Origin of the sequence: Sphingobacterium sp. UGAL515B_05, from assembly GCF_033097525.1 — a bacterium.
Taxonomy (GTDB): domain Bacteria; phylum Bacteroidota; class Bacteroidia; order Sphingobacteriales; family Sphingobacteriaceae; genus Sphingobacterium.
In genome coordinates this window covers 497,981-523,612 of record NZ_CP109907.1, presented here as the reverse complement: position 1 = coordinate 523,612, position 25,632 = coordinate 497,981, and the positions used below count along the sequence as shown (strand labels likewise).

Genomic DNA, 25,632 nt, shown 5'->3' with positions numbered 1-25,632 from the left:
ATAGGAAGATCAACCATGACTTTCTATCCTATAATGTCAATACTAAAGCTAATTTTACTCTTTTTATTTCTTTTGCAAGCAATCAATTCTTTTGCGCAGGAAACTTCGGGTACAATTAACGGAAAGGTGCAAAGTAGCAGTGGAACTCTTGTGGAGAAGGCGACCGTTACTGTGATACACACACCAACGGGAACCCGTTATGTGCAATCGACCGATAAAGATGGACGTTTTACTTTAAATAATATTCGTATTGGCGGTCCATATACAGTTGATGTAAGTAGCATTGGATTACAAACAGAACGTAAAGAAAATATATTTGTGCGTTTGGGAGAAACCTTGCAGACTGATTTTATTATGCAACAGCGTAATGAAACACTTAGTGAGGTTGTTGTGACTGGCCGAAGAGCTGATACAAGGGCAGGGACAGTAGGGACCGGAAATCATTTCAGTGGTGAGCAAGTCAGGAATATGCCTACAGTCAACCGTTCGATTACCGATGTAACCCGGCTTACACCTCAAGGAAGTCGCGATAATAGTTTCGGTGGTACAAACTTTAGGTATAATAATGTCACGATAGACGGTGCCATCAATAATGATGCAATAGGTTTTAGCCCCTCTCTTGGCGGACAAACGGGGACCTCAGGAATGGCGGGGAGCAGTACAAGAACAAACACCATATCAATAGATGCCATTCAGGATATGCAAGTATATTTGGCTCCCTACGATGTCAAGATCGGAAATTTTACAGGCGGCTCGGTCAATGCTGTCACTCGAAGTGGTACAAACCAAGTTGAAGGTTCGGTTTACGCCTATGGACGGAATGCCGCGTTAACGGGTAAGGACCGTGTGGGAACTTTGGGGAAAATGAATAGAGATTTTTATGATTATCAAACAGGTTTCCGAATAGGATTTCCTTTAATAAAAGATAAATTATTCTTTTTCAGTAATGAGGAGTTTACCAGGCGCCAAGATCCTACGCAGTTGCGTGTTGGAACTATCGAAACAGCTCATATTCTGGAGCAACGAGATGTAGAAGCAATAGCCGAAGCCGCTCGTTCTCGCTATGGTGATATTTTTAATATTGGAACCGCAGGTAATTATACAAATTGGTCCCGGTCAACCAAGTTTTTCAATCGTTTAGACTGGAATATAAATGCCAAACATCAGTTGGCAATCCGTAACAATACAATCTTTAGTAAAGCAACTCATATGGATCGGGATCAACAGGATTTTCGGTTCAGTAGTATGGCCTTTGAACAAGAGAACAACCAAACAAGTACCGTTGCAGAATTGAAAAGTAGATTCAGTAATAATCTTTCTTCCAATATTGTGTTGGGATATACACAGGTAAATGATCGGCGTGACCCTTTGAGTGATCCTTCCTTACCTCAGGTACAGATACAGGGGCGTACACCGGGCACAACAATTTATCTTGGAACTGATCGTGAAGCTAGTATATTTAATATGCGCCAAGGTACCTGGGAGATTACGGCCAATCTAAATTGGACAAAAGGTAGGCATAAATTGTTATTTGGAACACATAATGAGCTTTATCGCATTCGGTATGGGTTTGTTAACAGTTGGAATGGTCGGGTTGATTACAATAGTATTGCGGATTTCGTCGCGAATGTTCCGTATCGCGTAAGAGGAAGTTACAACTATAAGGATAATTCACGTTCTTACATTTTGGATCATCCCGCGGCTAACTTCTCTGTTGGTATGTATAGTCTCTACATTCAGGATGAAATCCGTATAAATGATCGTTTCCAAATCATACCTGGACTCCGTGCGGATTTGGCAGCATTGCCAACAATGCCGACACGAAGTGATAAAGTCAATGACATGTGGTCTGACCCCACTTTTGGCACAACCTACACCTATACGCCACCAAATCGGTTAAGAAATGAGTTTCTAAATAGAATACAGTTGTCTCCGAGAATTGGCTTTCGATGGGAGGCAATGGACAATAAGCAATTGACTGTCCGGGGTGGCGCCGGTTTGTTTACAGGACGTATACCGTTTGCCTGGTTGGCTTATGCATACTATAATACGGGTAACAGTTATGGTGCTTTCGATCAAAAAGCAGACCAGAAACCATTTGCACCTGGGTCTGACCCTATAAAGCCAAGTCCGAATGGAATAGGTGAGTTTATAGCGCAGAATGGCGCTGTCATAAATGATCCAAGTACCGGAAAAACGCAGGTTGATCTGGTCGATAACAATTTTGTGCTGCCACAGGTGTTGCGGTCCAGCTTGGGTATAGATTACAAGGTGGAAAGCTGGAAATTTACGGTTGAAGGTATTTATACAAAGAATATTAAAGATGTTCTATTTCAGCAGCTGAACAACAAGGATAACCCATTATGGTATGGGTATGACCTCAATAAACAACAACCTGTTTATAGCGGTACTGTGGATAATCGTTTCTCGAATGTATATCTTCTGAGTAATACCAATCAAGGCTACCGCTACAGTATAACAGGGACCATTGGGAAAACGATCAAAGAAAAATTGAATGCCACACTGAGCTATACCTATGGAGAATCAAAGGATTTAAGTAATGGCGTACGTAATTCTATGGAAAGTAACTGGCAACTGAATCAGTCACTTGTCCCTAATAATCCAAAGTTAGCTTACAGCAATTTCGATATCCGTCACCGTATCGTTTCGAGTGTAAATTACGAACAAACTTGGCGTAATGCAGGACGTACGAATTTTACCTTGTATGTCAGTGCGCAATCTGGAAGTCCATTTACCTATGGTATCGTCAATAACAGCATACAAGGCTTGCCACAACAAGTAAGTTTGGTTTATATTCCAAGACAGACGGAAACAATTCATTACTTTAAAGATCTTGCAAATGGTCTTTCTGCTCAGCAGCAAGCAGATGCTTTTAATCGGTTCATTGATGGTAATGATTATCTGAGCTCCCGTAGGGGTGATTTTACAGCGCGTAATATGGGACGTACACCATGGAATGTACAGGCAGATCTTCGAATTGCACATGATCTCTTTCTTCAGAAGTCAAAGAAACAATTTATAACATTTTCGGTGGATGTTATGAACTTGACTAATCTAATCTCCAAGAAATGGGGTATTCAATATTTTTCGCCCAATACATTTAATTCGACGAGTAGTGTGGGCCTTACCCCATCATTATTTCCGCCGAGGCAAAATGCTGATAGCTGGCCCGTATTTACCTTTAGTGATCCTGGGCAGCCTTATAGCATCGATTATTTTAACTCAAGAGCACAAATACAAGGTGGGGTTCGATATACATTCTAGTTTGGTCATTTGGGAAAAACCTAAAAGGATAGCGGATATATAGTTATAAGAATTTATTCCAATGAAAAATACAATTAATCTAGTCATCATATCTATATGGATGGCTATTGCGACGATCGGTTGCAGTAAAAAGGAAGAATTGGTCGATAAAATTCCGGCTAAAGTGGATAGTTATTACCCTAATTCTGGTAAAGCTGGCACACTAGTTACGATTGAAGGACAAGGCTTCAGCGGGGCAATTACAGAATTTTCTGCAACAGTTGCAGGGAGTTCGGCAGAGGTGATAAGCGCTACTCCAACATCGGTTGTTTTACGTGTGCCAAAAGGTGACAAAAGTGGCGGAATTGTCTTGAAGTATGGAAGTAATAGTTTTGATGTTGGTACGTATACCTATCAAGATCTTTCAGTCTCAAAAATTTTTCCGACAAATGGTACAGGCGGCACCCAACTACGGATTGATGGGGAGGGCTTTGGTAGTACAGATAAACCTGCAGAAGTCTATGTTAATGGCAAAAAAGCTTTGGTTGTGAGTGTTACAGATAAATTAATCGTTGCAGAAATTCCCGAAGATGCGGGGTATGGTGCTGTAGAAGTTCGTGTGGATGGTAAAAAGTCGCAAGGACAGAATTTTACTTATCAGGTCGTCCGCAGTATTAAACCATTAACAGGTGGGGCGGGAACCAAAGTTACCCTAATGGGTGAAGGCTTCGAAAAAGTCAATTCGGGGAATATCGTTGATTTCAATGGAAAGATCGCGGTCGTATTGGAGTCTAGTCCTGAAAAAATTGTCGTAGTGGCTCCAGCTGGTGTCAGTACCGGACCTCTATCCGTGAATATCAATGAACAGAAGATTTCGGGTCCGAAATTTACGGTTGTAGGCAAGCCTGAAATCGGCGCAGTCTCTCCTTTGAGTGGCCCAAAAGGGGCTGAAATGATAATAAATGGGCTATTATTTAGTAAAGAACTTGATGAAAATCAGGTTTTTATAAATGGAAAGCAAGTTGCTATTTCTTCAAGTAGTGAAAATCAGCTTAAGTTGATCATTCCTGGTGGAACTGGATCTGGAAAGGTAAGGGTTGTAGTCAACGATCAATCCGTGGAAGGACCACAGTTTAAGGATCAGACGCTTGGTATTCGTTCTATAAGTCCAGACAATGGTTTGGCGGGAACAAGTGTAACTTTATTGGGAACTGGATTTAGTACAAATGCTGCCGAAAATAGGGTTTATTTTAATGGTGTTTTGACCCCTGTGACAAGTGCTAGTGAGAATAAGTTGGTTATGGAGGCACCACAGGGTGTTGCAACAGGCGAGGTAAAGGTAATCGTTGGCGGTCAGGATGCTTTAGCACCGCAACCGTTCCGTCGTGCAGGTGTAATGACATTCGTAGGGGGGCCAGGAAGTACGGTATTCGGCAATAACCTAGCTGGAATGGCGATAGATGCGCAGGGAAATTTATATGTCGCAGATCCGGAGAATAAACAAGTTAAAAAGGTGTCCCCGACCGGAAGTGTATCTATTTTGCAGGTAGATGGTGCCAATGCTGTATTCGACTATCCTACAGGAATAGTTGTTGACCCACAAAATAATATTTATGTCAGTGATCAGCGAGCAAATCAGATTTTTAAAATTACACCTGCGGGCAAACGGACGGTACATGCAAAAGGATTTTCTCCGGGTGCAATGTGTTTAGATCTGTCAGGGAATTTATATGTGGCAGTAGCTGGTTTTGCGCAGGGAATAAACAAAGTCAACCTGGCTGGAGGTTATACGAAGGTACCCGGACCTAGTTGGGTAATGGCTAAGCCCTTTGTGGATAGTCAAGGAGTTTTATATTATTCGGATCAGAACACGAGCAGCAATAACGGGATCGAAATTGTAAGACCGGGTGATGCACGTGGGGAACGTTGGGTTGGAGGTTCGGATGCGGGCTATCAAGATGGGATTGGAACGAACACATATTTCAACGGAATAGGCGGTATCACAGCAGGATTAAATAACAGATTGATTGTTGCCGATAACCACAATTATGCTATTCGGGAGGTCAATATGTCGACACGAGAAGTGATTACTTTGATAAAGGGAACGAATGGATATGCGGATGGAACTTTATCGACAGCACGGTTTGGTCTGATAAAAGATGTGGTAGTGGATAAGGAAGGTAATATCTATCTTCTGGATGTTGGTAATAAAGCTATTCGGAAACTGTTTCTAAAATAATAATTGTACATAAATCCCCGATGCAATCGTATTTTTTTTTAGGAGCTCCTCTCTTTAAAAATAATGCGGCGTACGTGTCGGGGATTTTTATGTTAATAATGAAACGACAGCTTTAACTATTGTGGCAAATTGACAATGATTAAAGTGTATTATTCGCAAGTAAGAAGTCTCCGTAGAAATCGGGGATATTGCTGTCGTAAATTGCATTTGCGACAGCTGATATTGGGTAGTCGACTTTAACGATCTCGGCATTAATTTGTTTTTCAGATAAGGTGATTATTGTGTAAGTTGCTTTTCTGTCTTTTTCCTTACTTCGGCCCACCGAACCACAATTGATAAAAAAGACGTCTCCATCCTGTTGAATATAAGAATGGTGTGTATGTCCCATCACCAGAATATCGATTGCTCTTTGCTTTAATAGGGTTGATAGAGCATGCTTTGGAGTTGATTCATGGATGTATTCGTCATTGCTTTGGAGACTGGCATGGACAAGAAGGATTTTCCTAAAACTCGTTCCAAGCTTGAAGGTTAGTTCAATGTTGTAGGGTAATGTTGCTAACCACTTTTTATGAGGGGCCGATATCTCCTTCTTGCTTATGTTGATGGCGATTTCTCGATTTGAAGTCTCTATTCCATCATGGTGTGGTAAAGGGATAATGGCTTCGTCAAAAGCAATTCTTTGGTCATGGTTTCCCAGTAGACATGGAATGTTTTTTTCTTGTATTCTGTCAATGACTTCATTCCCCCAGGGAGCGAAATCAACAAGATCACCTAAGCAGTAGATTTGTGTTAATCCTCTATCTTTGATATCTGTTAATACCGCATCCAATGCAATTAAATTGGCATGAATATCACTTATTATGGCAAGTTGTATCATATTCTTATGCTACAAACATAATCATTCGGGTAATCAGTCAACCTACAATTTACGAGGTAAGGAAGAAAATGATAATAGCATTATAATTTTTGTGCTAAAAGGGAGTAATTGGTTGAAATTGGTGAAGAAATACTTTAAAATAAGCACATAGCTAATAGCCTCAGATATGTGCTTATTTAGGTGGTACGTTACTAAAGATTCATTCCACCGGATACCTCAATACGTTGTCCGTTGATCCATCTTGCGTCTTCGGTACAGAGGAAGGCAACCACACCGCCGATATCGTCAGGTACACCAGCACGTCCTAAAGCTGTAACAGCTGCAATATGCGCATTTGTTTCTTTGTTATCCCGCACATGCCCGCCACCAAAATCAGTCTCGATCGCGCCAGGAGCAACAACGTTTGCTGCAATACCTCGAGGACCGAGTTCTTTGGCAAGATACCTCGTCAGTACCTCGATTGCTCCTTTCATCGAGCCATAGGCAGATGATCCCGGAAATGCAAAACGTGCGAGACCAGAGGAAATATTGATAATACGTCCACCATCATTCAAATAGGGAAGAGCTTTCTGCGTGAGAAAAAATACCCCTTTATAATGGATGTTATAAGCTGTGTCAAATTGTTCTTCTGTGGTTTCTATAAAGGGGGCATATAAGGCGGTTCCTGCATTATTGATTAGGAAATCGAAGTTTGATTGCCCAGTTTCTTGTTTTATATGCTGTGTAACTCGTTCGATGAAGAGATCAAAAGACTGCACATTACCTGCATCCAATTGGAATGCAGCTGCATGCTGACCTAAAGATTGTATCGTAGCAACTACATGATCTGCTTCCTCCTGATTGCTATTGTAGGTTAGAATGACATCGATTCCTTTTTTTGCAAGGCTAACAGCCATGTTTCTACCTAAACCACGGCTTCCGCCTGTTACCAATGCTATTTTATTTGTAGCCATTTTAATTTGTTTTAAAGATCCAACAGCACAAAGATCCTCCGAAAAGTTATACTTTTCCTTGCGAAATACAAATGGATATTTGCGAAATTCAAATTATAACGATTGAGAACGAAAAATGTTTGGGGCAAAGCCGGTTTGCTTCTTGAAAAAATTGGAAAAATGAGCGATCTCCTCAAAGCCAAGTGAATAAGCAATCTCAGAGACATTCCAATCGGTTTGTCGCAGTAAAATTTTTGCCTCCTGTGTGACTCTGGCTGCAATGACATGGCTGGTTGTTTTTCCCGTATTTTCCTTTAAAATTTTATTCAGGTGATTGACATGTATGGCAAGTCGTTCCGCAAAATCATTAGCTGTCCGTAGTTGTAAACGTTGCATTGGAGATTCAATGGGAAATTGTCTTTCTAGCAATTCTATAAATAATGAGGTTATTCTATTAGAGGCATTATGTGTGGGATTTGTTATACTTTTGGGTTGCAGCTTTTGCCCATAATGAATGATCTCAAGAACATAATTTCGCAGCAGATCGTATTTAAAGACGTACTCTGAAGAAAGCTCTTTATTTATTTTTACGAAGATTTCCTCTATTTCAATACGTTGTTCTTCTGCTAATTGAAAAATCGGAAGGCCGCCCGGTTGAAAGATAGGGAGATCATCTATGTTAACACCACTTTTATTTCGGGTTAGAAATTCATCGGTGAAAACGCAGAAATAACCCTTCTGATGCTCATCTTTCGGTATCCAATGGTAAGGAACTTTTGGGGTAGCAAATACAAGCGCGGATTCATCGATTTCGATGACTTTATCGGCATATTCAGCCGTGTTTTTCCCTGTGATTAAGCTTATTTTGTAGTAGGTACGCTTATTGTAGGGCATGATCGGTTTATCTTTTAATGTAGCTGCAAGCTCCTCAAAGTTGAATACATTAAAATGACCAATCTCTCTTGCGATCTCCTGTGGGATGCTCGCATTGATTTCCTGATAAAACTGTTCAATGGAAGTTGTTTTCATTTAAACCCGATTTGCAATAATCAAATGTACTGGTTTTAGATTACATTCGATACACGCAGTCATGTTTTTAAGATATTGCTATTTTCATCTTAATGTAAATTGCAATATTATATTTTGCACAATATAATTTCTTGCCATACATTTGTACAAACAAAACAAATTGAAATATGAAAACGTTATATAACATCGGCGCGACAGCCAAAGGAGGACGAAACGGTCAGGTAAGAAGTGAAAATGGTGTACTGGATTTAGCTGTTCGTATGCCAAAAGGACTAGGAGGTGCGAATGATGATTATGCCAATCCAGAGATGCTTTTTGCTGCAGGTTATGCTGCGTGTTTTGATAGTGCCTTGAATTTGGTCATTAGGTCAGAAAAAGTAAAAACTGGAGAGACTTCGGTAACTGCACATGTGAGTATTGGACAATTGGATAATGGTGGTTTTGGATTGGCTGCAGAATTACATGCAAATATACCTGGCGTAAGCTTAGAGTTAGCACAACAATTAATTGAAAAAGCACATCAAGTGTGCCCTTATTCAAATGCAACTAGGGGTAATATGGATGTCAAATTGACGGTATCAACTAACGAATAATATATGAATTATATTGCCAACGTGCTTACAGCACTCGTACTTTTAGAACATGTATACATTGTATGGATGGAAATGTTTGCTTGGGAAACTGCAGGAAAACGTAGTTTTGGAAAGGCTCTCCCGGCAGAATTATTTAAGCCAACGAAGGGGCTTGCTGCAAATCAAGGGCTCTACAATGGCTTTCTCGTTGCAGGTTTAGCCTGGTCTTTTTTAATCAATGACCCCATCTGGAGTCACAATGTACGCCTGTTCTTTTTAGGATGTGTCCTTGTTGCCGGTATTTTTGGTGGAATGACAGCGAGCAAAAAGATATTTTTTGTACAAGGAGTTCCTGCATTGTTGGCGTTGTTATCCGTTATACTCGTAAAATAAAAATATAATTATATGTCATTAATAGAAGATTTACAATGGCGTCATGCTGTGAAAGCATACGATCCGACAAAAAAAGTTAGTCAAGAAAATATAGATAAAATCGTTGAAGCAGCGCGCTTTGCACCGACTTCCTCGGGCTTACAGCCATTTAAAATATTGATTGTTGAAAATCAGGCATTGAAAGAAGAATTGGCAAAAGGAGCACTAAATCCAGACTGTATGCGTGAATGCTCACATGTGCTTGTTTTCGCTGCATGGGATCGTTATACAGAAGAACGTATTGATAAAGTTTATGATTTTACTACAGATGAACGGGATTTGCCAAGGGGACGCTTTGGCTCCTATACGGACAAGTTAAAATCTATTTATCTGAATGAAGCTGCAGAAAGAAATTTTGCGCACACGGCAAGACAGACTTACATTGCTTTAGGTTTGGCTTTGGCTCAAGCAGCGGAACTCCGCGTTGATTCCACGCCTGCCGAGGGCTTCGATAACCGCGTCGTGGATGAGGCTTTACAATTAGAAAAACATGGACTTAAAAGCGTTTCATTGATGTATATTGGTGTGGCGGACTCTTCGAGAGATTGGATTTCGTCAATGAAAAAGGTTCGAGTACCCAAGGAAGAGTTTGTCGTTGAGTATAAATAGTTGATCATTCTCTTTCAATCCCTCGAAAACTCAATAACTTTGCAAGATGGATGATTTATTAAAATTAGATAAACAGCTTTGCTTTTCAGTGTATGTGCTACATAGGGAAATTATGCAGCAGTATCGAACTATTCTTGAAGAGATTGACTTGACCTATCCACAGTATATCACCATGATGGCTTTATGGGAGAATGATGAGCAAACAGTAAATCAATTAGGAGCTAAGTTATTTCTGGATAATGGAACGCTTACGCCACTATTGAAGCGCTTGGAGACTAAAGCTTTGCTTACACGAACACGAAGTAAAACTGACGAGAGGGTAGTCAAAATCAAACTTACAAAGCATGGATTACAATTAAAAGAAAAGGCAAATTGTATTCCCATGCAGATTTTTGAAGCCCTCAAGCTCGATTATGCGGATATGGTTCAGCTTAAATCTTTAGCAGATAAAATAGTCAATAACGCTAATGGACATTAGTATTTTTGTCATACTGAAATAACAAAGGGACTGTATACGGATTGAAAATAGTTGCAGCTACAAAGTGATCAGCTAAAAGAACACTACGGTGATCTATGATTTTATTTGTGGGAAGACCTAAAAATAGAGCAGACGTTCTATCGCACCATAGGATTCGAAATAGAGCGATAAAAAGTATCTTACTCTATGTGACTTTGCCTTGCTAGATTTTGTATTTATCTTGGGCGGTATTAGGTATTATAGATCAAAAGAAAGATGCGTTTATTTTCTTTAGTTTTTTATTTTGTTATTTTGGGCCTGTCGTTGATAAGTTGTGAAGAGCGAAGGCAGGATGCAGATGTCTTAAGTTATATGGCTTATAGTAACCGGGATAGTGCACGATTAGAACTTAATCTTTTTGAGCGCCGTTTTCATGGTAAATTGTTCTTTTATAGACCTGGAGGTGAGGTCGATTCTGGAGATATTAGCGGTAATATCCAAAAAGACACATTGCTTGGAGACTATTATTATACGCCATTTGGCTGGGGACAGAAAAAAAGAAGACCCTTTGTTTTATTAAAAAAAGGGTCTCTATATATTTTAGGTACAGGTACGGAGCAAGTATATTTGGGAATTCCACATTATATACCCTCAACCGTCAATTTCCAGGACCCGAGGTTTATCTTTGAGAAAGTTAATCACTAGTTCCAATCATCTAAATTAGGCATCTATAGTATATTTTTTAATCGAATATATTGTAGTAGCATAATGGTTTTGCCATCTTTGATTTCACCTGTATCAATCATATGTAGTGCTTCTTCGATATTGATTTCTAGAATTTCAATATGCTCTTCCTCTTCTTCTAAACCACCGCCATCGCCAACTTTCATGTTATTGGTGTATTCTGCTATAAAAAAATGTAGAATTTCAGTTACAGAACCTGGGGACATATAAGCTTCAAATATCTTTTTTGCTTCCTTGATCTGATAGCCTGTTTCTTCTTCTGTTTCCCTCCGTATACAGTCGTGGGGAGAATCTTGATCAAGAAGACCTGCACAAGCTTCGATAAGCATTCCTGACTCATTCCCGTTGATGTAGGTAGGTATCCGAAATTGTCTTGTTAAGATGACCGTTTGAGTACTGGTATTATAGAGTAAAATGACAGCTCCATTGCCACGATCATAAGCTTCTCGGCTTTGTTGTTGTAAAGTGCCATCGGGTTTGCTGTATTGATAAGTCACTTTTTTTAAAGTGTACCAGTTGTCTGATAGAATTTCAGTTTTTACAATTTTAATATCTTTTATAGCCATTTTTAGCGCATTAAAGTCAAAAGATAAAAATAAGAATTGCAATCCAAACTAAGCAGGAAAAACTAAGGGAAGCTTTGATGTATGTCGCGATTGGCCATGGTGCTATCCAGCGTAGTCGAAGCGGGATAAAAAGTAGGATGAAACCCGTTAATAAACTAACAGGTATAATCCAAAATAAATCAATTGGTGCAATCCGATTGTGGCGAAGTAGCGTAACAACCAAAGCAAGAGCTAGCGTCAAAGAGAGACACAAATTTGAAATTATTTTTTTTTCTGTGGCCGTTCGTTACCGGAACCTTGGCCAAAGATGAAAAGAGTTGTGTCCACTACAAGGTTAATAAATTCAGTTATCATTGATAATGGTATTTTGATGTGAAAATAACAAGTTTTGTTCCGCAAATGGACTTGCTGTTTATTTTTAAGGAAGAAATATTGGTCAAAATTTAATGTATGCGAGGTATTGGTGAATCTCAGTTCGCTCTAAATTGCTTTGGATTCATACCAGTATGTTGTTTGAAGAAATTGGAGAAGTAAGCAGAATCGACGAAACCAAGTTTAAACGAAATTTCTTTGATAGATAGGTCGGTTGCCTGTAGCAATCGTTTTGCTTCCAAGATAGTTCGTTGTTGAATGAGCTGGCTTGGAGATACTTCGAGCTTTTGACGACAGATTTTAGTAAGGTGCGGGGTGGATATATTAAGTTCTTTTGCATAGAAAGATACCGACTTCTCATGTCGAAAATGGATATCAATTAACTCCTGTAGCTTTAAGAGACGTGGATTGGATTCATTATTTTGTTCATTTTGTACTACTTTTTGTACCTCTTTGCTTAGTATCGATGCGATTACAGCTGTGCGAGAATAGATAATAGCTGGAACGCAATCGTGGTCCTCAAGTTCTTTTCTTATTGCATTAAATTCATAATAAAGTAGCGCAAATGTTTCGTTGGAGAGTGAGATAACAGGATTACGCTGATAGTAAGCAAATGAAAAATGGAAATTGGGCGAAAATTTCTCGAAGTATTCTCTATCGACCATCAATTGGAAGCCAGTGGTATTGGCCCCTAATTTCCAGCTATGAACTTGCTTTGGAAACAGGATATGGATTTGATGACGATCAATGTGATAATCTTTAAAATCAATCGTATGAACACCTTCTGCTTGGTCAAAAAGTACCAATAAAAAAAAGTGATGCTGATGTGGACGCGCTATATGATGTTCACCACGTAATTCCGAGTATAAATATCCTTGATTACCTGCAAGGTGGTCTTTTCTAAATTCTTGAATATCTATTGTCGGAAATAACTCCATCGAAATGATTTTGAACCTAAATATAGGTGTTTTATTTTAAACCATCTTCCAGTACCTGTTTGTTGATGGTGAATTCACGGTAGCCAAAGGCTCCGGACTTATAACCAATTACAGCACCAAATTCAATGCTTTTTGAGGAAGAGGTTTTTGGGAATACAGAAGAGCGGTATACATTGGCCGCGGCTAAAGGTTTTTCGAAGACGCGAAAGTGTAGACCATCCTTTGAATAGGCTAGATAATTCATATCTGAGGTAAATCGATCTACGTTTCCAATTGCCAGACATAGAAAGTAATACCCATCAATATACGAGCCTTGCAGATGCCAAGTCGAATATCCCTTGCTGAATTCTAGCCAAGGTTTATTCATAAATTCAACTTTCTTACTGTCGCGATAAGCGGTAAAATCTAAGCCATTTGTAGAAATACGCGATAGGATATTGGTCATAATTGGAGCTTTGTAGCTTGGCATAAAATCCACTTCGTAGCTCGTTATTATATTTGTCGAATTTCTCACAAATGTTGGTGAAAGGATGTGGTTGTCTTGGAAAGAAGTAGGTTCATTACTATTATACACGAGTTCGAGCGGTGTCCAGTCAATCCCATTTTTTGACGTTTGTCTTACAATAACACGTTCCGCTTCTTCGTTTAATTTTTTAGTGTTGTTTGCACTTTTGGCACCCCATTTTTTTAAAATTTTGCTGGAGAAAAAGCAGCCTCTATAATATAATTCGAATTCTTTTCCGTTAAAGTTCCAGTCTACATCAGACCAATATCCCTGGTTAGGGCTGCCATCTTTTTGTATGAATGAGTCTTCCAACGCCGGACGTCTCTGAATAGGGTTTGCCAGCCCAGCTGGAGTAATCCATTCTTTCCCATCATTAGACACCACCACTGTGGGATTCTCATACAATGATGCTGTTCGGTCAGATCCTATTATTCCAAAATAAGGGGTGAATACCATCCAATATTTGTATCCATTGAAACCTGTTGGAAAATATTCCACATCGGGATGGCAGTAACTCGCATTATTTCCGGAAATATCTCGTATCAAAAAAGGTTGCTCTTCACCTGGTTGATTTGCATTGGCAATAGCATTAATTTTTATGGTAGCAAGATCATTGGTAAAGCCTGCTGGGATAGGTAGTTTATCCTTTTCGATGATTTCTGGATCGGGCGGCACAGCTCCGGGGTGAATATCTCTTTTACAACTAATACACAATATTACGCCCAAAAAGAAATAGGCAATTCTTTGATATGACATAGAGAATCAATAAAAATAAAATTCGAAAGGTAATTTGTTATGGTCTTACTTTTCCTGTTAATCTCAGCTAAACGATAGCAAAAATGATTTATTTTTTTTATTTCTCAAAATCGATTTTTAAAAATATTTTATATGTTATAAATATTTGTTTTTCTGGTTTATAAGTGTTTTTTTTGACGTGTGTTTTTTGAATTCCCTGAGGACAATCTTAAGATATAATCGTTAATTTTAAGCTATTGAATTAAATATTCCATAAAATAATCTGTTAATTACAATTGAACATGGAAGATGGTCTACTTTATACATTGATTGCACCTAGTGAAGAACTTGCATGCTTTGTGGATAGCTTTTGGTGCTTGCGCAATGAAACCGGGGTAAAGAAAGAAACGATCGGTTTACCAGATGGACGTGTCGATTTGTTTCTTTTTAAATCGGCAATAGATGAATTTCGGATTATTTTATTGGGGTTGGGAACACAGCCCCATGAAGAGGCGACTATTCCTGTAGATGGACAATTATTTTGTATCAGCTTTAAATTGCTTGCCGTAGAATATCTTTTGCGTGAAAATATTGTGGATATTATCAATTCAGGTAAGTTTTTAGTACAGGATTTTTGGGGATTTTCAGAACAGGATTTAGTGAGCTTTGACCAATTTGTAGATAAAGCAGTAAATAAAATTAAATCACTGATTCCAAATGATATTGATGAACGAAAGCGTAAATTATTTGATCTAATTTACAAGAGTAATGGAACAATTCCCATCGCTGAACTCTCCGAAAAGGTTTTTTGGAACAGTAGGCAGATCAACCGTTATTTTAATCAGCGATTTGGACTTTCCCTAAAGGCATATTGTAATATCCTACGTTTTAGGTCCTCATTAGATCATATTGTAAAAGGAAAGCTCAGCCCGGGTGAGCATTTTTTCGATCAGACTCATTTTATCAAAGAGATTAAACGTTTTTCGGGAGTTGTCCCCAAAGAATTGTTGAAAAATAAAAACGACCGATTTATACTATTATCGTCTTTGACATCTCATTAGCTTTGTTTTTATAAATTTTAAACAAATAGGATGTTAACACAAAATAAGAAAATAGCAATAGTTGGCGGTGGAATGGGAGGGCTAACCTTGGCTCGCTTATTACAGTTACATGGGGCTGATGTATCTGTTTATGAACGGGATTTAAACCGGAATATTCGTGTCCAGGGTTCTACATTGGATCTCCATGAAGGAACTGGGCTCGAAGCAATGAAACGCGCAGGACTTCTAGCGGAATTCTATAAATATCATCGTCCAACAGCTAGTAAGCTACGCATTGTCGATAAGGGGCTCGTTGTAAAATTTGATGACCACGATGACCATGTATCGGCAGCTGAAAATCGACCAGAAATTGATCGTGCACCATTGCGAGATATCTTGCTAAATTCCCTGGAAGAAAGGACTGTGATCTGGGATAGCCAATTCGTAGCCATGGAGAAGTCTGGAGAGGGCTGGCTATTGTCCTTTAAGAATAAGCAGGATGCCTATGCAGATCTTGTAATAGGTGCGGATGGAGCCAACTCAAAGGTTCGCCCCTATTTAAGCGATGTAAAAGCTGTGTATGCTGGAATTACCTTAATTGAGGGTAATATTTATGAGGCAAAAAAAAATGTGCCAAATCTTTTTGAATTAACAAAAGGAGGAAAAGTGATGGCTTTCGGTGAAGGGCAATTTATTGGATACGGTACAAAAGAAGATGGTTCAGTGATGTTTGTGGCGAGTACAAAAATGCCGGAAAACGAACTGGAGAAGATTGCTGTTGATTTTCGGGATAAAAAGCAAGTGTTGCATTGGTTTAAGAATTATTTCTCAGGATGGGACTCGAGTTGGTATGAGTTCTTTACGAATGACAGTGTTCAGTTTATCCCTCGTCCCCAATATTATTTTCCACTTGATCAAAATTGGGAAACGCAGACTAATCTTACAATAATAGGGGATGCAGCCCATCGTATGCCGCCATTTGCTGGCGAAGGAGCAAATGTAGCGATGCAAGATGCATTTGAGTTAACTGAATGTTTAACAAATGGGAAACACGAAACTTTGTTGGACGCAATAGGATATTTTGAAAAAGATATGATAAGACGTGGTGCTGAAGCAACACAAGATACCTTGGAAAATAGTGATAGAATGCACTCGACAAACGCTTTGTCGACTATGTTGGCCTTTTTCGGGCAATCCATAAAAGATTAGTCTTTATGGATTGCCCGAAAAAGGCTTGCTGATTATGAATTTTGTTTTCTTCAAAAGTGAGCTATTTTAGAGGTTTTACTCTTGAGAATTTGCTAATGGGTCCACTTCCCAGTTATGCTTTGTTGGAAAACTCATATCTTTTTTATTGCATCCAGTACCTTTTTGTAATACCTAGTCTTATCAGACTCGTCAATTACAATGATTTCAACATCGTTTGCCTGAAGTAACTGCATTTTATCTTTGGAAAGCCCATACCACTTTTTTGTTGTGTAATAAAATAATTGATTTTTAATAAAGCTACTTCGTCTATAATATTTATGTCGTGCACGATAAGTTAAAAGCCACCAAAGATCTATTTCGACAAAATCAAGAGAAAGACCCAAGATGTGGATATCTTGAGTAAAAAATAGATCAATCCACGATTGGAGCTTGGTATCCTTATTCTGACTTAATCGTTTAATCAGAGCATGCTTATAAACAGTTTCCGAACTGTAATTTGTTCCATTAACGACATAATCTCTCATTTTTTGCAATTGTCCACAATAATGCTCATAGCCGAGATTAATGGACGACGGGTTTAGACAGTCACCATGTATATGCCAATAGTTTTTGTTCTCGTTTTCGTGTTTACGAAATATACTGTACGTCGTTTCGCGAATTAGTCCCGTATTAGTGGTTGTGATTTTCCCTTCCAAACTAAATTCATAATTCGTAGTAATGATGTTTTCGGTCGGGAAATCCCGGATTAATTGGTGTATTTCGTTTTGGTTGATCTGAGAAACACAATCAGCGATATAGGTTTTAAGCTCTCTCTCATTGATATGTTTTTCTTTTATCGCATGAAGGAATATTTCTTCATACAACATAGGGAAGGGCTTTTGTCCATTTTCTAATGAACTAACCTTATATTTTTCTTTGATATTGTGTAGTAGATCACTCCAGCTGATCCCTGGTGAAATATTATTGATGTCGTTTCCAACTAATAAAGTCAACTTTTTCATTGTCATATAAATCAAGCGTCAATCCTGTCAGGCATTATGACGATGCCAAACAATCGTATATTTGGTTTTGTTTGATTAACCTGTTGCGTGTAGGTTCGCTATGCTAATTTAATAAATAAAATGCTGAAAGGCTTATGTTGCTTCGTTCTGGTATGGATTTGTCGGTAAGGTAGATTTTAAATCTTTATTTTTCTTAGGGAAATGAATATTAAAGGTTGTTCCCTCGTTCAATGTACTTTCCACCGTGATTTTTGCATTAAGCCGCTCCACGATTCTTTTGACAATGGATAACCCTACCCCGGAACCATCAAATTGTATCGCGTTAGGCAGACGATGGAAAATCTCGAAAATCCGTTCAGTTTCTTCTGCGGAGATTCCGATACCATTGTCCCAGACTTTATAGACGATCGTATTTCCATAATCAACACTATCTACACCAATAATTGGAGTTCCCTTATTGCTGCTATATTTTATTGCATTGCCCAAAAGGTTCAAAAACAATTGATAGATCAATGTTTTTTCACCGTCAATAGGCAGCGTCTTACCTTTTTGAAATTGCAGTTTTCCTATATTATATCTGACTTTACAATCATCAATAATATTTTGGATAAAGCGCTCGGGGTAAACAGGTTCATATTCGAAATCATAGCTTTTTGTACGAGCGAAATCAACGGTTTTATCCAGCATGTTATTCATTAACTGAATTGCTTCCATCATGTTTTTACCGGCTTTTCCCAAAAACTCCTGACTTAATCCAGGACGGTCGCGGATCATTTGTGCTGTCATCTGTAGGGCAGCCAGTGGATTTTTTAAATCGTGGCTGAGCGTATAACTAAATGTTTCAAGGATATTGTTGATCTCAACCAATTTTTCATTAAGTGCTTGAATCTCCGTTATTTTTTTTACACAGGCTTCCTGTAGTATAATGCTTAGTTTTTTTAAGAAGTCAATTTCCCATTCAGTCCATTTTGGCGCAGTTCCGCATACTGTCCTTTTCCATGCCTCAAATGATGTGCGTGGAGATGGGAAATTTATCGGTTTGTTAGGGTCATAAATAAATTCTTTTTTCGGTTGTCCGGCCCAAATTTCTTCAATTTTTACTTCTTCTCGAAAAAAATAGATCTTAAAATCCAGTTTATATTCCAAGTCTATTTTAGCTATACCGGAAAAGTGAGATAAATCCTTAATATCGTTGTCGGGCCATTTAAAATCAGATTGCCAAAATAATTCGTTTGCGTTATTAGTAATCAAACTGTTTTCTATCGCTTGAATACTGTTCAAATGTGGTGTACTGCCTGTTATATGCCATTTGTTATGGTATTTGAATGCGATTCCATCTGCTCTTAGAATGTCCATTAAGCGGGGGCTAAGGGATCCGATGACCCCATGGAGATCCTGCTTTGAAAAAAGGCTCTGTCTGATTTCAAATTCTATGCTTTTAATTTTAAGTTTAAAGTTGTTTTCTGCAATCTGCTTATTAGCCAAAAAGCTGTTTACGGCGTATTGAACTATAAAAACGGAGAGATGTCTTTGCGCTAAATCAATAGTTTTGGGTATGGTATTTTGACAGGCGACTAATCCCCACAACTTACCATTAATGATAATAGAAAAACTTCCGCTAGCACGAACCTGTGCATTACGAAGATATTGAAGATGAATTGGAGACATTGCACGTATGCCTGTCATGGAAAGGTCAAGCATCTCCGGGTTAATACCGAGAACAGGAATTGGTTTAGCATCTACATCCGGAGTTACTCGTGCAAAAATTTTTGTGTAGAGCAAACGTGCTTGTTGAGGAATATCAAATTCTGGATAGTGATATCCCAAAAGAGGTTCGAGGCCTTCAGACACATGCTCGGCAATGACTTTGCCATCTCCATTTTTTGAAAATTTGTAGATCATTACACGGTCATATCCCGTGACTGTATAAATATTGTCTGCCAATGCTTTCCAGATGTCTTTACCATTGTTGATATGTTGGGCATAATGGTAGATGTTCTTGAATTGATGTGATTGCGACTGGTGCTTTTCTATTTCAATAAATATCTTGTCGTCAAAAGGATAGATGCTAAGATAATAGGTTCCATTTTGCAAATGAATATCTGATACGTATCTGTGTTTGAAGATTTCTACGTTATCCAGTAATACCCGATCTAAATCAATGGGATGAGATAAATTAAGATTGCTAATGAATGTTGATAGATGCAAGCCATTGTGCAAGCATTCCCTTGGAAAGCCTATTTCCTGGCAATTTTCACTCCAACCAATACAGTTGTGGAATTTGTCAAACACGATAAGACAACCAAAGTTTTGTACGTGACCACAGAGATGAATAGGTTCTTGATCGCAATTTAAAAAATGAGGATTGTCCATAGGGCTAACTTACAAAAAAAAATGTATTCTCCCTATATCCTGTCAGGAACTAGGCGTACTAGGTTTTGATGGAAAAACGAAACGATTTGATTCAGTGAATAAATGTGAAATGAAATTCCTTAAATTTATCTAGCTATAAAATAGGTGCTATGGTATGATATTTTAAATGCTATGCATATTGCGGAATATTCGCCAAAAAAGGCTAGGCGAACCAACTTCCTAGCCTTCACGGTATAACTCATTCGATGCTATAACGAACAATTAACAAAAGAGCTAGGGAAAAGTTTTATAAGAGAGTAAGATCGTCAATTTTAAAAGGCCTCTTTGGTATTACTTACGAAACATATCACATATACTTCTCATTCACCCGTTCTTTAATTAATTCAAGTTGAAATCAAAAAACGGTAGTGGCTTTTGTGTCATTTGAAGATAATTTTCTTCAAGAAGTGTGTACTCGTCTAAAGCAATTTCCAGTGTGCTATCTAAAATAATTGTCGTCAATTTGGTGTCTGGATCAGTTTTGTAAAAATAAATTTTACCACAGGGGCTTGATTCATAGGTGTTAGTTGTATGGAAACCGATCCTGTAATCTTTTTCGGTAAATGTTTTTAATCCCGATAATTTTATGCCATTGTTAATTTGATAACTAAAATTATCTTTCGTTAATATAAAAAATTCTTCACCGTTATGGTGCCATCTGTAAATTTTAAAAAATCCAAATGATACGAGTAGCCCTAATGCCAATACGAGTAGGGAAGATGGTCCCAATGCTGCGAATATATTGAATATGACAATGAGAGACAATGTGCCGAGGATTGACAGGATACACAGAAAGGCAAAGATAGATACATATAACTTTGGGTGTACCATTTTGATAACAAACCGAATGTAATCTTCACTTTTGTCAAAATATACGGCATTTTTAGTCATTGGCATAGTAAAATGTCTTTTGTGCTAAATTAATATATAGTTTTAAAATATTTATTTTTTTTCAATTTATTATGCTTCTTCGAATTTCGGATCATTCATAATTTCATGTTGTTAAATTGTTATAAACCAATAGCCTCCAAAAATAGACGCTATCTTCAGATTTAATGTACTCAGATTTAAAGAGTAGAAAAAGTATACGTCTACCTGGAATATATGTGCAGATCAACTCGCCAAGGACCTGAGTCAACTATTCATTTTCATTAAAAGTATTGTGAAGAAGGGCTTGCTAAATACCCGTAGATTTTTAATCGAATATCTTATTTAGAGCATTTTTCCTGAATATTCGGTAAGTTCAATATACCGCCTACATACACTTGTTATTCCGTTTTCAGCCAGCATACGTCTCTTAACTTTGTATTGAGATAAAGCCAATTAGGTATTGTTTAGGTGCTTCCTTTTGGATACCAGTAGAAGTTCGGGTTTATATTAAAAGCAGCGGTTAACTATCTGATTAATTTATAAAAGAAAAAGGTATTATGGAAATTAAAGAAAACAAGTTATTAGGTGTAAGATATAGAGAAACACCTAATAAATGTGGAATTATTGAGCCCATTTATATTATCATGCATTATGATGAAGCGTCCAATGCGACAAGTGCAATCGATTGGATGACAGATTCCCGAAGTAAGGTTTCAGCCCACCTTCATATAAGTCGTGATGGTGTTGTAACGCAGTTGGCTCCATTTAATATCAGATGTTGGCATGCAGGTGTCAGTTCATGGGCCGGACAGAAAGATCTGAATACGTTTAGCATCGGTATCGAATTACAAAATGAGGGCAGGGAGATTTATACCGAAAAGCAGATCAGCGCGGCGATTGCCGTATGCCAGACTATTATTGGTAAATATTCGATTCGGGATATTCTGGGGCATTCTGACATCGCGCCAGGAAGAAAAGAGGATCCAGGTAAACAGTTTCCCTGGGAAAGATTTAAACCGTTAATAAAAGAAAATTATGATGGAGTTACTTGAAATTTTAGAGAAATTGATTATTCCCGTAGTGACCGCAATCGGCGGATATCTAGTCGGAAAGCCTAAACAGCAAGCCGAAGTGGAAGCGACAAACGTTGAGAATGCAGGGAAAGTAATTGAAAAATGGGAAGGATATTCAAATAGGTTAGCAAAAGATATCGAACAACAGCGCGGCGTCATTGAAGATCTTAATGAAGCACTGCATTTGGCAAACGACGAACGTATAGCCTGCTTAAAGACCTCAACAGACCTGCAAGTAAAATTTGATGACCTAATGAAACTTTATAACAGACTACAAATTGAATTGAAACGAATACAAAATGAAAAATGCACTACAGGTGATCGCAATACTGCTGCTGGTTAGCAGTTGCGGTCTGTTTAAGAAGAGGTTCAAGGTTAAGGAATCGAAAGAATTGCAGGTTATAGAAAAAACACGTGAAAATTTGCGTGTTGAACTTGATTCAGGAAATGTACAAATCGCGCAGTCACATGCCGCAAATTTAACAGGCGATGAGGAAATTCTTCGAATTGAAGGAGAAGGGGTTCAAATCACCAGAGATGGTATTATCCGGCTCCATAAAGGGAAAATCTATCAAAAGCAAGGCCACTATTCAAAGGGGGTACTGATGAAGGAGCAACTTCATACAGACTGGAAAAGTCAAAAAGTGAAGAACGACAAACAGAATAAAAATAAAATAGCAGGTCAGGAGGAACAATCAAAATTGACGACAAAACCAGCTGTGGCAAGCATGCTCTATTTTTTAATAGGGTTAGGAGTGCTGATCACGATAGTTGTATATTGGATAAAAAAACGTAAAGTTGCCATGCCCTGGTAATAGTAGGGAGGATAAATTTGGAGCCTAAAAGATAGTCCTTGAGTAATCATTTTTCAAGGACTATTTATTCGTTTATAGTAACAATAACCGGATTTGTCGGAAAAATTAGTGTTTTCTGGTAAAGGATCACTGGTCGTTATTGAAACGGGTATCAATAAGGTAATAATTTGCAATTTGCTTGATCTCTCGTTTGAAGTCTCGGTATAGGTCAAATTGGTTGCAGGCGCATATGATGGATTTCTGTATTGTGTCATTATTTATTTTTAAATAGGGCCCTAGTTCTTTATATATGCTGCTTTTTACTTTTGTTTTCTGATTATCCAACTTTTCAGGTTGAAAAATGCGCAAAACAACCGCTATCGCTTTATAACGATGCTGAATATCCTTATAATTGATATATTCTCCCATGATCTGTTGTGGGGGGATACCCACAAATTGGCAATAGCAATCGATCACTTTGTTGATTTTAGAAAGGTCAGATTCGTATATCTTATCAATAGATTTTAGTATTTCGGGATGATTTTCCTTTAAGAAACTCATGATAAATGAATGATATAACGTGTTCATACGTTGTGAGCTGTTTTTACCTGTTAATCGTATTGTTTCCTCTATTCTTAAAATATTATTTTGATTGTGTGATTGATTGGGCTCCCCGGGATAAACCGCTGGCTGCCTAGGATTGTGTTTAATGAGCTGTTCCATTTTTATGCAATTAAGTATGAACTGATTTTTCGTCTCGTAAATGGGAAATCCTGTAAATAGCCCGTTCTTCAACCCGTTTGTCTATTCTATGGATTCGCTATTTTTATTCTTTTTTTGTTAAACAAAGTTAAACAAATTTGTTAATTTGTCAAGACTATTTTTACGGTATTTTTAGGTTTTTTATAAAATAATAAACTTATTTGTTTAACTTTAACTGTTTGAAAATCAATGGTTTTTTATTTTTTAAAGGTTGTCTATTTGTTTAGGTTTAATAAGTTGTGTAACTTAGTGTCAGATTGTTATCTATCTGTGTAACATTTGTTAAATGCTCTGTCAACTATGGAAACTTATCCAAATAATAATTTTGAAGTTTTACGCTTGGAAATGCGTGTTACAAATCGTGAATTTGCGGCCTTGCTAGGCGTACGCGAGCAGGTATACTCGCGCATTAAAAAAGGCGAGTATCCTATTGGACTTACAATGAAAACACGTATTCAAAAAGCCTTCCCGCATATTCAGTATGACTGGCTCTTGTATGGAAAAGGGGAAAGAGAATGGACTGTTCCTTCAGTTCAACCCGACACGATAGCGATGCTTAACATGGGAAACGGTAAATCTATAGGATACTTTTCGGAAGATGTCAAGTTTATTGATGAAAACAAGAATAATATATTCTTTGAAGTTTCTCCGGGACGATATTTGATGCAAACTAAACTTGTTACTGAGAAAGCAAAAGCGGGCTATTTATCTGGTTTTTCCGATACCGAATATATGGATGATTTGCCGGCACATTTTATTACAGTGAATGAATTCCACAAAGGGGCTTATCGTTCCTTTGAAGTTAGCGGTGAAAGTATGACGGATGGGACAGATGCAAGCGTATTGGATGGTGATATTGTAACAGGACGTTTGATTAAGCGGGAGTTATGGCAATCAAAATTTCATACCCATAAATATCGTTATTGGGTTATTGTGCATAAATATGAGGGCGTTATTATTAAGGAAATTGCAAAACATGACGTAAACAACGGAATTCTTACCCTCCGTTCGCTTAATGTTGATAAAACAAGATATCCTGATTTTGAAGTAAGTTTGGATGACGTTGACCAAATTTTTAATGTTGTAGATATTAGTCGTTCATTATAGGAGCAATACCTTAATAATGCTCTTTTAAACAGGAAGTATTCTGTTTTTTTTTTTTTTTTTTTTTGCTAAAATAAATAGAAATAAAAACTAATTATGTTAGTTTTTATTTCTATTTTTGATCCTAAATTGAACGTGTACGAACATGTTGTTGCCTGCTATTTCGGTATGCCTAGTATATATAATAAGCTTAAATAGTTATTAACGCAGCAAGAATATAGGTTGCTCATTATTCAAGCGTGTTCGTAGCGTTCAATTGAAATCGTATACTGCTCCCCCAGTTGCCTTCTTATAGCACATTTTAGATGGATAAAATGTTTATTTTTTTGAAGATGGCGATCTCCAATTTTAATCTTTCACAAAACTTACATCGGTTATTTTATACGAAAAGTTATCTTTTTCGCGTTCATTTTCAGGTTTTTCCATTTCACTGTAATGTACTTTTCCCTTCATTTTGAATGTTGTATGCGAATCAAGGTTTATTTTTTCTCCATTGTCATCAAATACATCGAAATTCTTGAGTGTATAATTTTTTTGATCAGCAGGGACGTTAAATAATACATTGTTCTTTCCTGTTCCTACGGGTAAAATCACACTGAAAGCAGTGAATTTTTCTGAGCTGAAAGCGTGAGATTTAACCACAAAATTCATGGCCATGGTTTTCGATTTGCCAGAAGAAAAAGTGAAAGAAGGTGCATCAAATTCACCTATTAATTCGATGGTCTTATCGTGGTTTTCATAGTTTGATTCGATAGCTTTTACCGTATCGACAGAGTCTCCATTGCAAGAGGTAAACAATGTAAGGACAAAAAATGCCAGAAATAATGCTGAGATGGAATGTTTTGTTTTCATGGAAAAGATTCTTTAATTATAATTATATATGTCTTCTTATTTGGTGTTGGTCATATTTAATAACGCTACGCTCCTTTGCGTTGTTTTAAAGCCACTTGTTTTTTTGATCATGGACGTATGTTCATGATGACTTTAGCTTTTGTTCAATAAAGAACGATTATCTTTTTGTAAAAGTAATGTGTTGATCAGTTGGTTTTAGTGCATGATTTAAATTCGTTGAGAATGAATTTAAATTCGTATCCAT

24 protein-coding genes are annotated in these 25,632 nt (G+C 37.7%); 13 read left to right on the top strand and 11 right to left on the bottom strand.

The annotated features are described in order from the left end of the window. Nucleotides 1–33: 33 nt before the first annotated feature. On the top strand, nucleotides 34–3,285 hold the full coding sequence (locus OK025_RS02075; RefSeq protein WP_317668147.1) for a carboxypeptidase regulatory-like domain-containing protein: 3,252 nt from the start codon (nucleotides 34–36) through the stop codon (nucleotides 3,283–3,285). A 61-nt stretch (nucleotides 3,286–3,346) separates the two neighbouring features. After that, complete coding sequence (locus OK025_RS02070; protein ID WP_317668146.1) at nucleotides 3,347–5,503, top strand: IPT/TIG domain-containing protein; 2,157 nt, start codon at nucleotides 3,347–3,349, stop codon at nucleotides 5,501–5,503. A gap of 139 nt (nucleotides 5,504–5,642) precedes the next feature. On the opposite strand, the gene OK025_RS02065 is transcribed toward OK025_RS02070, so the two are convergent. From OK025_RS02065 to OK025_RS02055, 3 genes are all read right to left on the bottom strand, one after another. Beyond that, nucleotides 5,643–6,380, bottom strand: coding sequence for a metallophosphoesterase family protein (locus OK025_RS02065; protein WP_317668145.1), 738 nt, complete (start codon nucleotides 6,378–6,380; stop codon nucleotides 5,643–5,645). Between the two features lie 191 nt (nucleotides 6,381–6,571). Next, complete coding sequence (locus tag OK025_RS02060) at nucleotides 6,572–7,333, bottom strand: SDR family NAD(P)-dependent oxidoreductase (protein ID WP_120335413.1); 762 nt, start codon at nucleotides 7,331–7,333, stop codon at nucleotides 6,572–6,574. Nucleotides 7,334–7,426: 93 nt separating this feature from the next. Then, nucleotides 7,427–8,341: a helix-turn-helix transcriptional regulator gene (locus OK025_RS02055; protein ID WP_317668144.1), complete on the bottom strand. Its 915-nt coding sequence runs from the start codon at nucleotides 8,339–8,341 to the stop codon at nucleotides 7,427–7,429. 167 nt (nucleotides 8,342–8,508) lie between these two features. On the opposite strand from OK025_RS02055, the gene OK025_RS02050 reads away from it, so the two are divergent. The 5 genes from OK025_RS02050 (at nucleotide 8,509) to OK025_RS02030 (ending at nucleotide 11,116) form a co-directional block, all read left to right on the top strand. Then, on the top strand, nucleotides 8,509–8,934 hold the full coding sequence (locus OK025_RS02050) for an organic hydroperoxide resistance protein (RefSeq protein WP_159729772.1): 426 nt from the start codon (nucleotides 8,509–8,511) through the stop codon (nucleotides 8,932–8,934). A gap of 3 nt (nucleotides 8,935–8,937) precedes the next feature. Continuing rightward, on the top strand, nucleotides 8,938–9,306 hold the full coding sequence (locus OK025_RS02045; protein ID WP_317668143.1) for a DUF1304 domain-containing protein: 369 nt from the start codon (nucleotides 8,938–8,940) through the stop codon (nucleotides 9,304–9,306). Nucleotides 9,307–9,318: 12 nt separating this feature from the next. Next, nucleotides 9,319–9,954 carry a nitroreductase family protein gene (locus OK025_RS02040; protein WP_317668142.1) on the top strand — a complete coding sequence of 212 codons (636 nt, stop codon included), beginning with the start codon at nucleotides 9,319–9,321 and terminating at the stop codon, nucleotides 9,952–9,954. A gap of 46 nt (nucleotides 9,955–10,000) precedes the next feature. Further along, the gene (locus OK025_RS02035) at nucleotides 10,001–10,432 is read left to right on the top strand and encodes a MarR family transcriptional regulator (RefSeq protein WP_317668141.1); all 432 of its coding nucleotides are present in this window, start codon (nucleotides 10,001–10,003) and stop codon (nucleotides 10,430–10,432) included. A 255-nt stretch (nucleotides 10,433–10,687) separates the two neighbouring features. Further along, nucleotides 10,688–11,116, top strand: a complete 429-nt coding sequence (locus tag OK025_RS02030; protein WP_317668140.1) for a hypothetical protein — start codon at nucleotides 10,688–10,690, stop codon at nucleotides 11,114–11,116. A 23-nt stretch (nucleotides 11,117–11,139) separates the two neighbouring features. Here OK025_RS02030 and nudK read toward each other — a convergent pair whose 3' ends face one another. The 3 genes from nudK to OK025_RS02015 all read right to left on the bottom strand — a co-directional run bounded on the left by nudK (nucleotide 11,140) and on the right by OK025_RS02015 (nucleotide 14,292). Beyond that, on the bottom strand, nucleotides 11,140–11,721 hold the full coding sequence (gene nudK, locus OK025_RS02025; protein WP_317668139.1) for a GDP-mannose pyrophosphatase NudK: 582 nt from the start codon (nucleotides 11,719–11,721) through the stop codon (nucleotides 11,140–11,142). A gap of 470 nt (nucleotides 11,722–12,191) precedes the next feature. Further along, the gene (locus OK025_RS02020; protein ID WP_317668138.1) at nucleotides 12,192–13,031 is read right to left on the bottom strand and encodes an AraC family transcriptional regulator; all 840 of its coding nucleotides are present in this window, start codon (nucleotides 13,029–13,031) and stop codon (nucleotides 12,192–12,194) included. 31 nt (nucleotides 13,032–13,062) lie between these two features. Further along, entirely contained in the window at nucleotides 13,063–14,292 is a 1,230-nt protein-coding gene (locus tag OK025_RS02015) for a hypothetical protein (protein WP_317668137.1), read from the bottom strand. A gap of 281 nt (nucleotides 14,293–14,573) precedes the next feature. Between OK025_RS02015 and OK025_RS02010 the strand changes: the two genes are divergently transcribed. Both OK025_RS02010 and OK025_RS02005 read left to right on the top strand, forming a co-directional pair. Next, a complete protein-coding gene (locus tag OK025_RS02010; protein WP_317668136.1) occupies nucleotides 14,574–15,332 on the top strand; it encodes an AraC family transcriptional regulator in 759 nt (252 codons plus the stop codon). A gap of 30 nt (nucleotides 15,333–15,362) precedes the next feature. Beyond that, nucleotides 15,363–16,520, top strand: a complete 1,158-nt coding sequence (locus tag OK025_RS02005) for an NAD(P)/FAD-dependent oxidoreductase (RefSeq protein WP_317668135.1) — start codon at nucleotides 15,363–15,365, stop codon at nucleotides 16,518–16,520. 131 nt (nucleotides 16,521–16,651) lie between these two features. On the opposite strand, the gene OK025_RS02000 is transcribed toward OK025_RS02005, so the two are convergent. From OK025_RS02000 to OK025_RS01990, 3 genes are all read right to left on the bottom strand, one after another. Then, on the bottom strand, nucleotides 16,652–17,521 hold the full coding sequence (locus OK025_RS02000) for an SIR2 family protein (protein WP_317668134.1): 870 nt from the start codon (nucleotides 17,519–17,521) through the stop codon (nucleotides 16,652–16,654). Between the two features lie 132 nt (nucleotides 17,522–17,653). Continuing rightward, nucleotides 17,654–19,894, bottom strand: coding sequence for an ATP-binding protein (locus OK025_RS01995; protein WP_317668133.1), 2,241 nt, complete (start codon nucleotides 19,892–19,894; stop codon nucleotides 17,654–17,656). A gap of 378 nt (nucleotides 19,895–20,272) precedes the next feature. After that, nucleotides 20,273–20,830 carry a hypothetical protein gene (locus OK025_RS01990; protein ID WP_317668132.1) on the bottom strand — a complete coding sequence of 186 codons (558 nt, stop codon included), beginning with the start codon at nucleotides 20,828–20,830 and terminating at the stop codon, nucleotides 20,273–20,275. 530 nt (nucleotides 20,831–21,360) lie between these two features. Here OK025_RS01990 and OK025_RS01985 point away from each other — a divergent pair. The 3 genes from OK025_RS01985 to OK025_RS01975 are packed head-to-tail and all read left to right on the top strand — an operon-like array spanning nucleotide 21,361 to nucleotide 22,691. After that, nucleotides 21,361–21,855, top strand: coding sequence for an N-acetylmuramoyl-L-alanine amidase (locus OK025_RS01985; protein ID WP_317668131.1), 495 nt, complete (start codon nucleotides 21,361–21,363; stop codon nucleotides 21,853–21,855). Beyond that, nucleotides 21,839–22,219, top strand: coding sequence for a hypothetical protein (locus OK025_RS01980; protein ID WP_317668130.1), 381 nt, complete (start codon nucleotides 21,839–21,841; stop codon nucleotides 22,217–22,219). Before OK025_RS01985 ends, OK025_RS01980 begins: the two co-directional genes overlap by 17 nt. After that, complete coding sequence (locus OK025_RS01975) at nucleotides 22,176–22,691, top strand: hypothetical protein (protein WP_317668129.1); 516 nt, start codon at nucleotides 22,176–22,178, stop codon at nucleotides 22,689–22,691. The genes OK025_RS01980 and OK025_RS01975 overlap by 44 nt, the downstream gene beginning before the upstream one ends. A 126-nt stretch (nucleotides 22,692–22,817) precedes the next feature. Here the strand turns inward: OK025_RS01975 and OK025_RS01970 are convergent, their stop codons facing one another. Continuing rightward, the gene (locus OK025_RS01970) at nucleotides 22,818–23,393 is read right to left on the bottom strand and encodes a hypothetical protein (RefSeq protein ID WP_317668128.1); all 576 of its coding nucleotides are present in this window, start codon (nucleotides 23,391–23,393) and stop codon (nucleotides 22,818–22,820) included. Nucleotides 23,394–23,732: 339 nt separating this feature from the next. On the opposite strand from OK025_RS01970, the gene OK025_RS01965 reads away from it, so the two are divergent. Then, nucleotides 23,733–24,539 carry a hypothetical protein gene (locus tag OK025_RS01965; protein WP_317668127.1) on the top strand — a complete coding sequence of 269 codons (807 nt, stop codon included), beginning with the start codon at nucleotides 23,733–23,735 and terminating at the stop codon, nucleotides 24,537–24,539. A 345-nt stretch (nucleotides 24,540–24,884) separates the two neighbouring features. Here OK025_RS01965 and OK025_RS01960 read toward each other — a convergent pair whose 3' ends face one another. Next, nucleotides 24,885–25,388 carry a hypothetical protein gene (locus tag OK025_RS01960; protein WP_317668126.1) on the bottom strand — a complete coding sequence of 168 codons (504 nt, stop codon included), beginning with the start codon at nucleotides 25,386–25,388 and terminating at the stop codon, nucleotides 24,885–24,887. Nucleotides 25,389–25,632: the final 244 nt, after the last annotated feature.

What these genes read in the sequence shown, in the direction of transcription:
- OK025_RS02075 (WP_317668147.1), top strand. Translation starts at nt 34, where the DNA reads ATGTCAATACTAAAGCTAATTTTACTCTTTTTATTTCTTTTGCAAGCA.
- OK025_RS02070 (WP_317668146.1), top strand. Translation starts at nt 3,347, where the DNA reads ATGAAAAATACAATTAATCTAGTCATCATATCTATATGGATGGCTATT.
- OK025_RS02065 (WP_317668145.1), bottom strand. Translation starts at nt 6,380, where the DNA reads ATGATACAACTTGCCATAATAAGTGATATTCATGCCAATTTAATTGCA.
- OK025_RS02060 (WP_120335413.1), bottom strand. Translation starts at nt 7,333, where the DNA reads ATGGCTACAAATAAAATAGCATTGGTAACAGGCGGAAGCCGTGGTTTA.
- OK025_RS02055 (WP_317668144.1), bottom strand. Translation starts at nt 8,341, where the DNA reads ATGAAAACAACTTCCATTGAACAGTTTTATCAGGAAATCAATGCGAGC.
- OK025_RS02050 (WP_159729772.1), top strand. Translation starts at nt 8,509, where the DNA reads ATGAAAACGTTATATAACATCGGCGCGACAGCCAAAGGAGGACGAAAC.
- OK025_RS02045 (WP_317668143.1), top strand. Translation starts at nt 8,938, where the DNA reads ATGAATTATATTGCCAACGTGCTTACAGCACTCGTACTTTTAGAACAT.
- OK025_RS02040 (WP_317668142.1), top strand. Translation starts at nt 9,319, where the DNA reads ATGTCATTAATAGAAGATTTACAATGGCGTCATGCTGTGAAAGCATAC.
- OK025_RS02035 (WP_317668141.1), top strand. Translation starts at nt 10,001, where the DNA reads ATGGATGATTTATTAAAATTAGATAAACAGCTTTGCTTTTCAGTGTAT.
- OK025_RS02030 (WP_317668140.1), top strand. Translation starts at nt 10,688, where the DNA reads ATGCGTTTATTTTCTTTAGTTTTTTATTTTGTTATTTTGGGCCTGTCG.
- nudK (WP_317668139.1), bottom strand. Translation starts at nt 11,721, where the DNA reads ATGGCTATAAAAGATATTAAAATTGTAAAAACTGAAATTCTATCAGAC.
- OK025_RS02020 (WP_317668138.1), bottom strand. Translation starts at nt 13,031, where the DNA reads ATGGAGTTATTTCCGACAATAGATATTCAAGAATTTAGAAAAGACCAC.
- OK025_RS02015 (WP_317668137.1), bottom strand. Translation starts at nt 14,292, where the DNA reads ATGTCATATCAAAGAATTGCCTATTTCTTTTTGGGCGTAATATTGTGT.
- OK025_RS02010 (WP_317668136.1), top strand. Translation starts at nt 14,574, where the DNA reads ATGGAAGATGGTCTACTTTATACATTGATTGCACCTAGTGAAGAACTT.
- OK025_RS02005 (WP_317668135.1), top strand. Translation starts at nt 15,363, where the DNA reads ATGTTAACACAAAATAAGAAAATAGCAATAGTTGGCGGTGGAATGGGA.
- OK025_RS02000 (WP_317668134.1), bottom strand. Translation starts at nt 17,521, where the DNA reads ATGAAAAAGTTGACTTTATTAGTTGGAAACGACATCAATAATATTTCA.
- OK025_RS01995 (WP_317668133.1), bottom strand. Translation starts at nt 19,894, where the DNA reads ATGGACAATCCTCATTTTTTAAATTGCGATCAAGAACCTATTCATCTC.
- OK025_RS01990 (WP_317668132.1), bottom strand. Translation starts at nt 20,830, where the DNA reads ATGCCAATGACTAAAAATGCCGTATATTTTGACAAAAGTGAAGATTAC.
- OK025_RS01985 (WP_317668131.1), top strand. Translation starts at nt 21,361, where the DNA reads ATGGAAATTAAAGAAAACAAGTTATTAGGTGTAAGATATAGAGAAACA.
- OK025_RS01980 (WP_317668130.1), top strand. Translation starts at nt 21,839, where the DNA reads ATGATGGAGTTACTTGAAATTTTAGAGAAATTGATTATTCCCGTAGTG.
- OK025_RS01975 (WP_317668129.1), top strand. Translation starts at nt 22,176, where the DNA reads ATGAAAAATGCACTACAGGTGATCGCAATACTGCTGCTGGTTAGCAGT.
- OK025_RS01970 (WP_317668128.1), bottom strand. Translation starts at nt 23,393, where the DNA reads ATGGAACAGCTCATTAAACACAATCCTAGGCAGCCAGCGGTTTATCCC.
- OK025_RS01965 (WP_317668127.1), top strand. Translation starts at nt 23,733, where the DNA reads ATGGAAACTTATCCAAATAATAATTTTGAAGTTTTACGCTTGGAAATG.
- OK025_RS01960 (WP_317668126.1), bottom strand. Translation starts at nt 25,388, where the DNA reads ATGAAAACAAAACATTCCATCTCAGCATTATTTCTGGCATTTTTTGTC.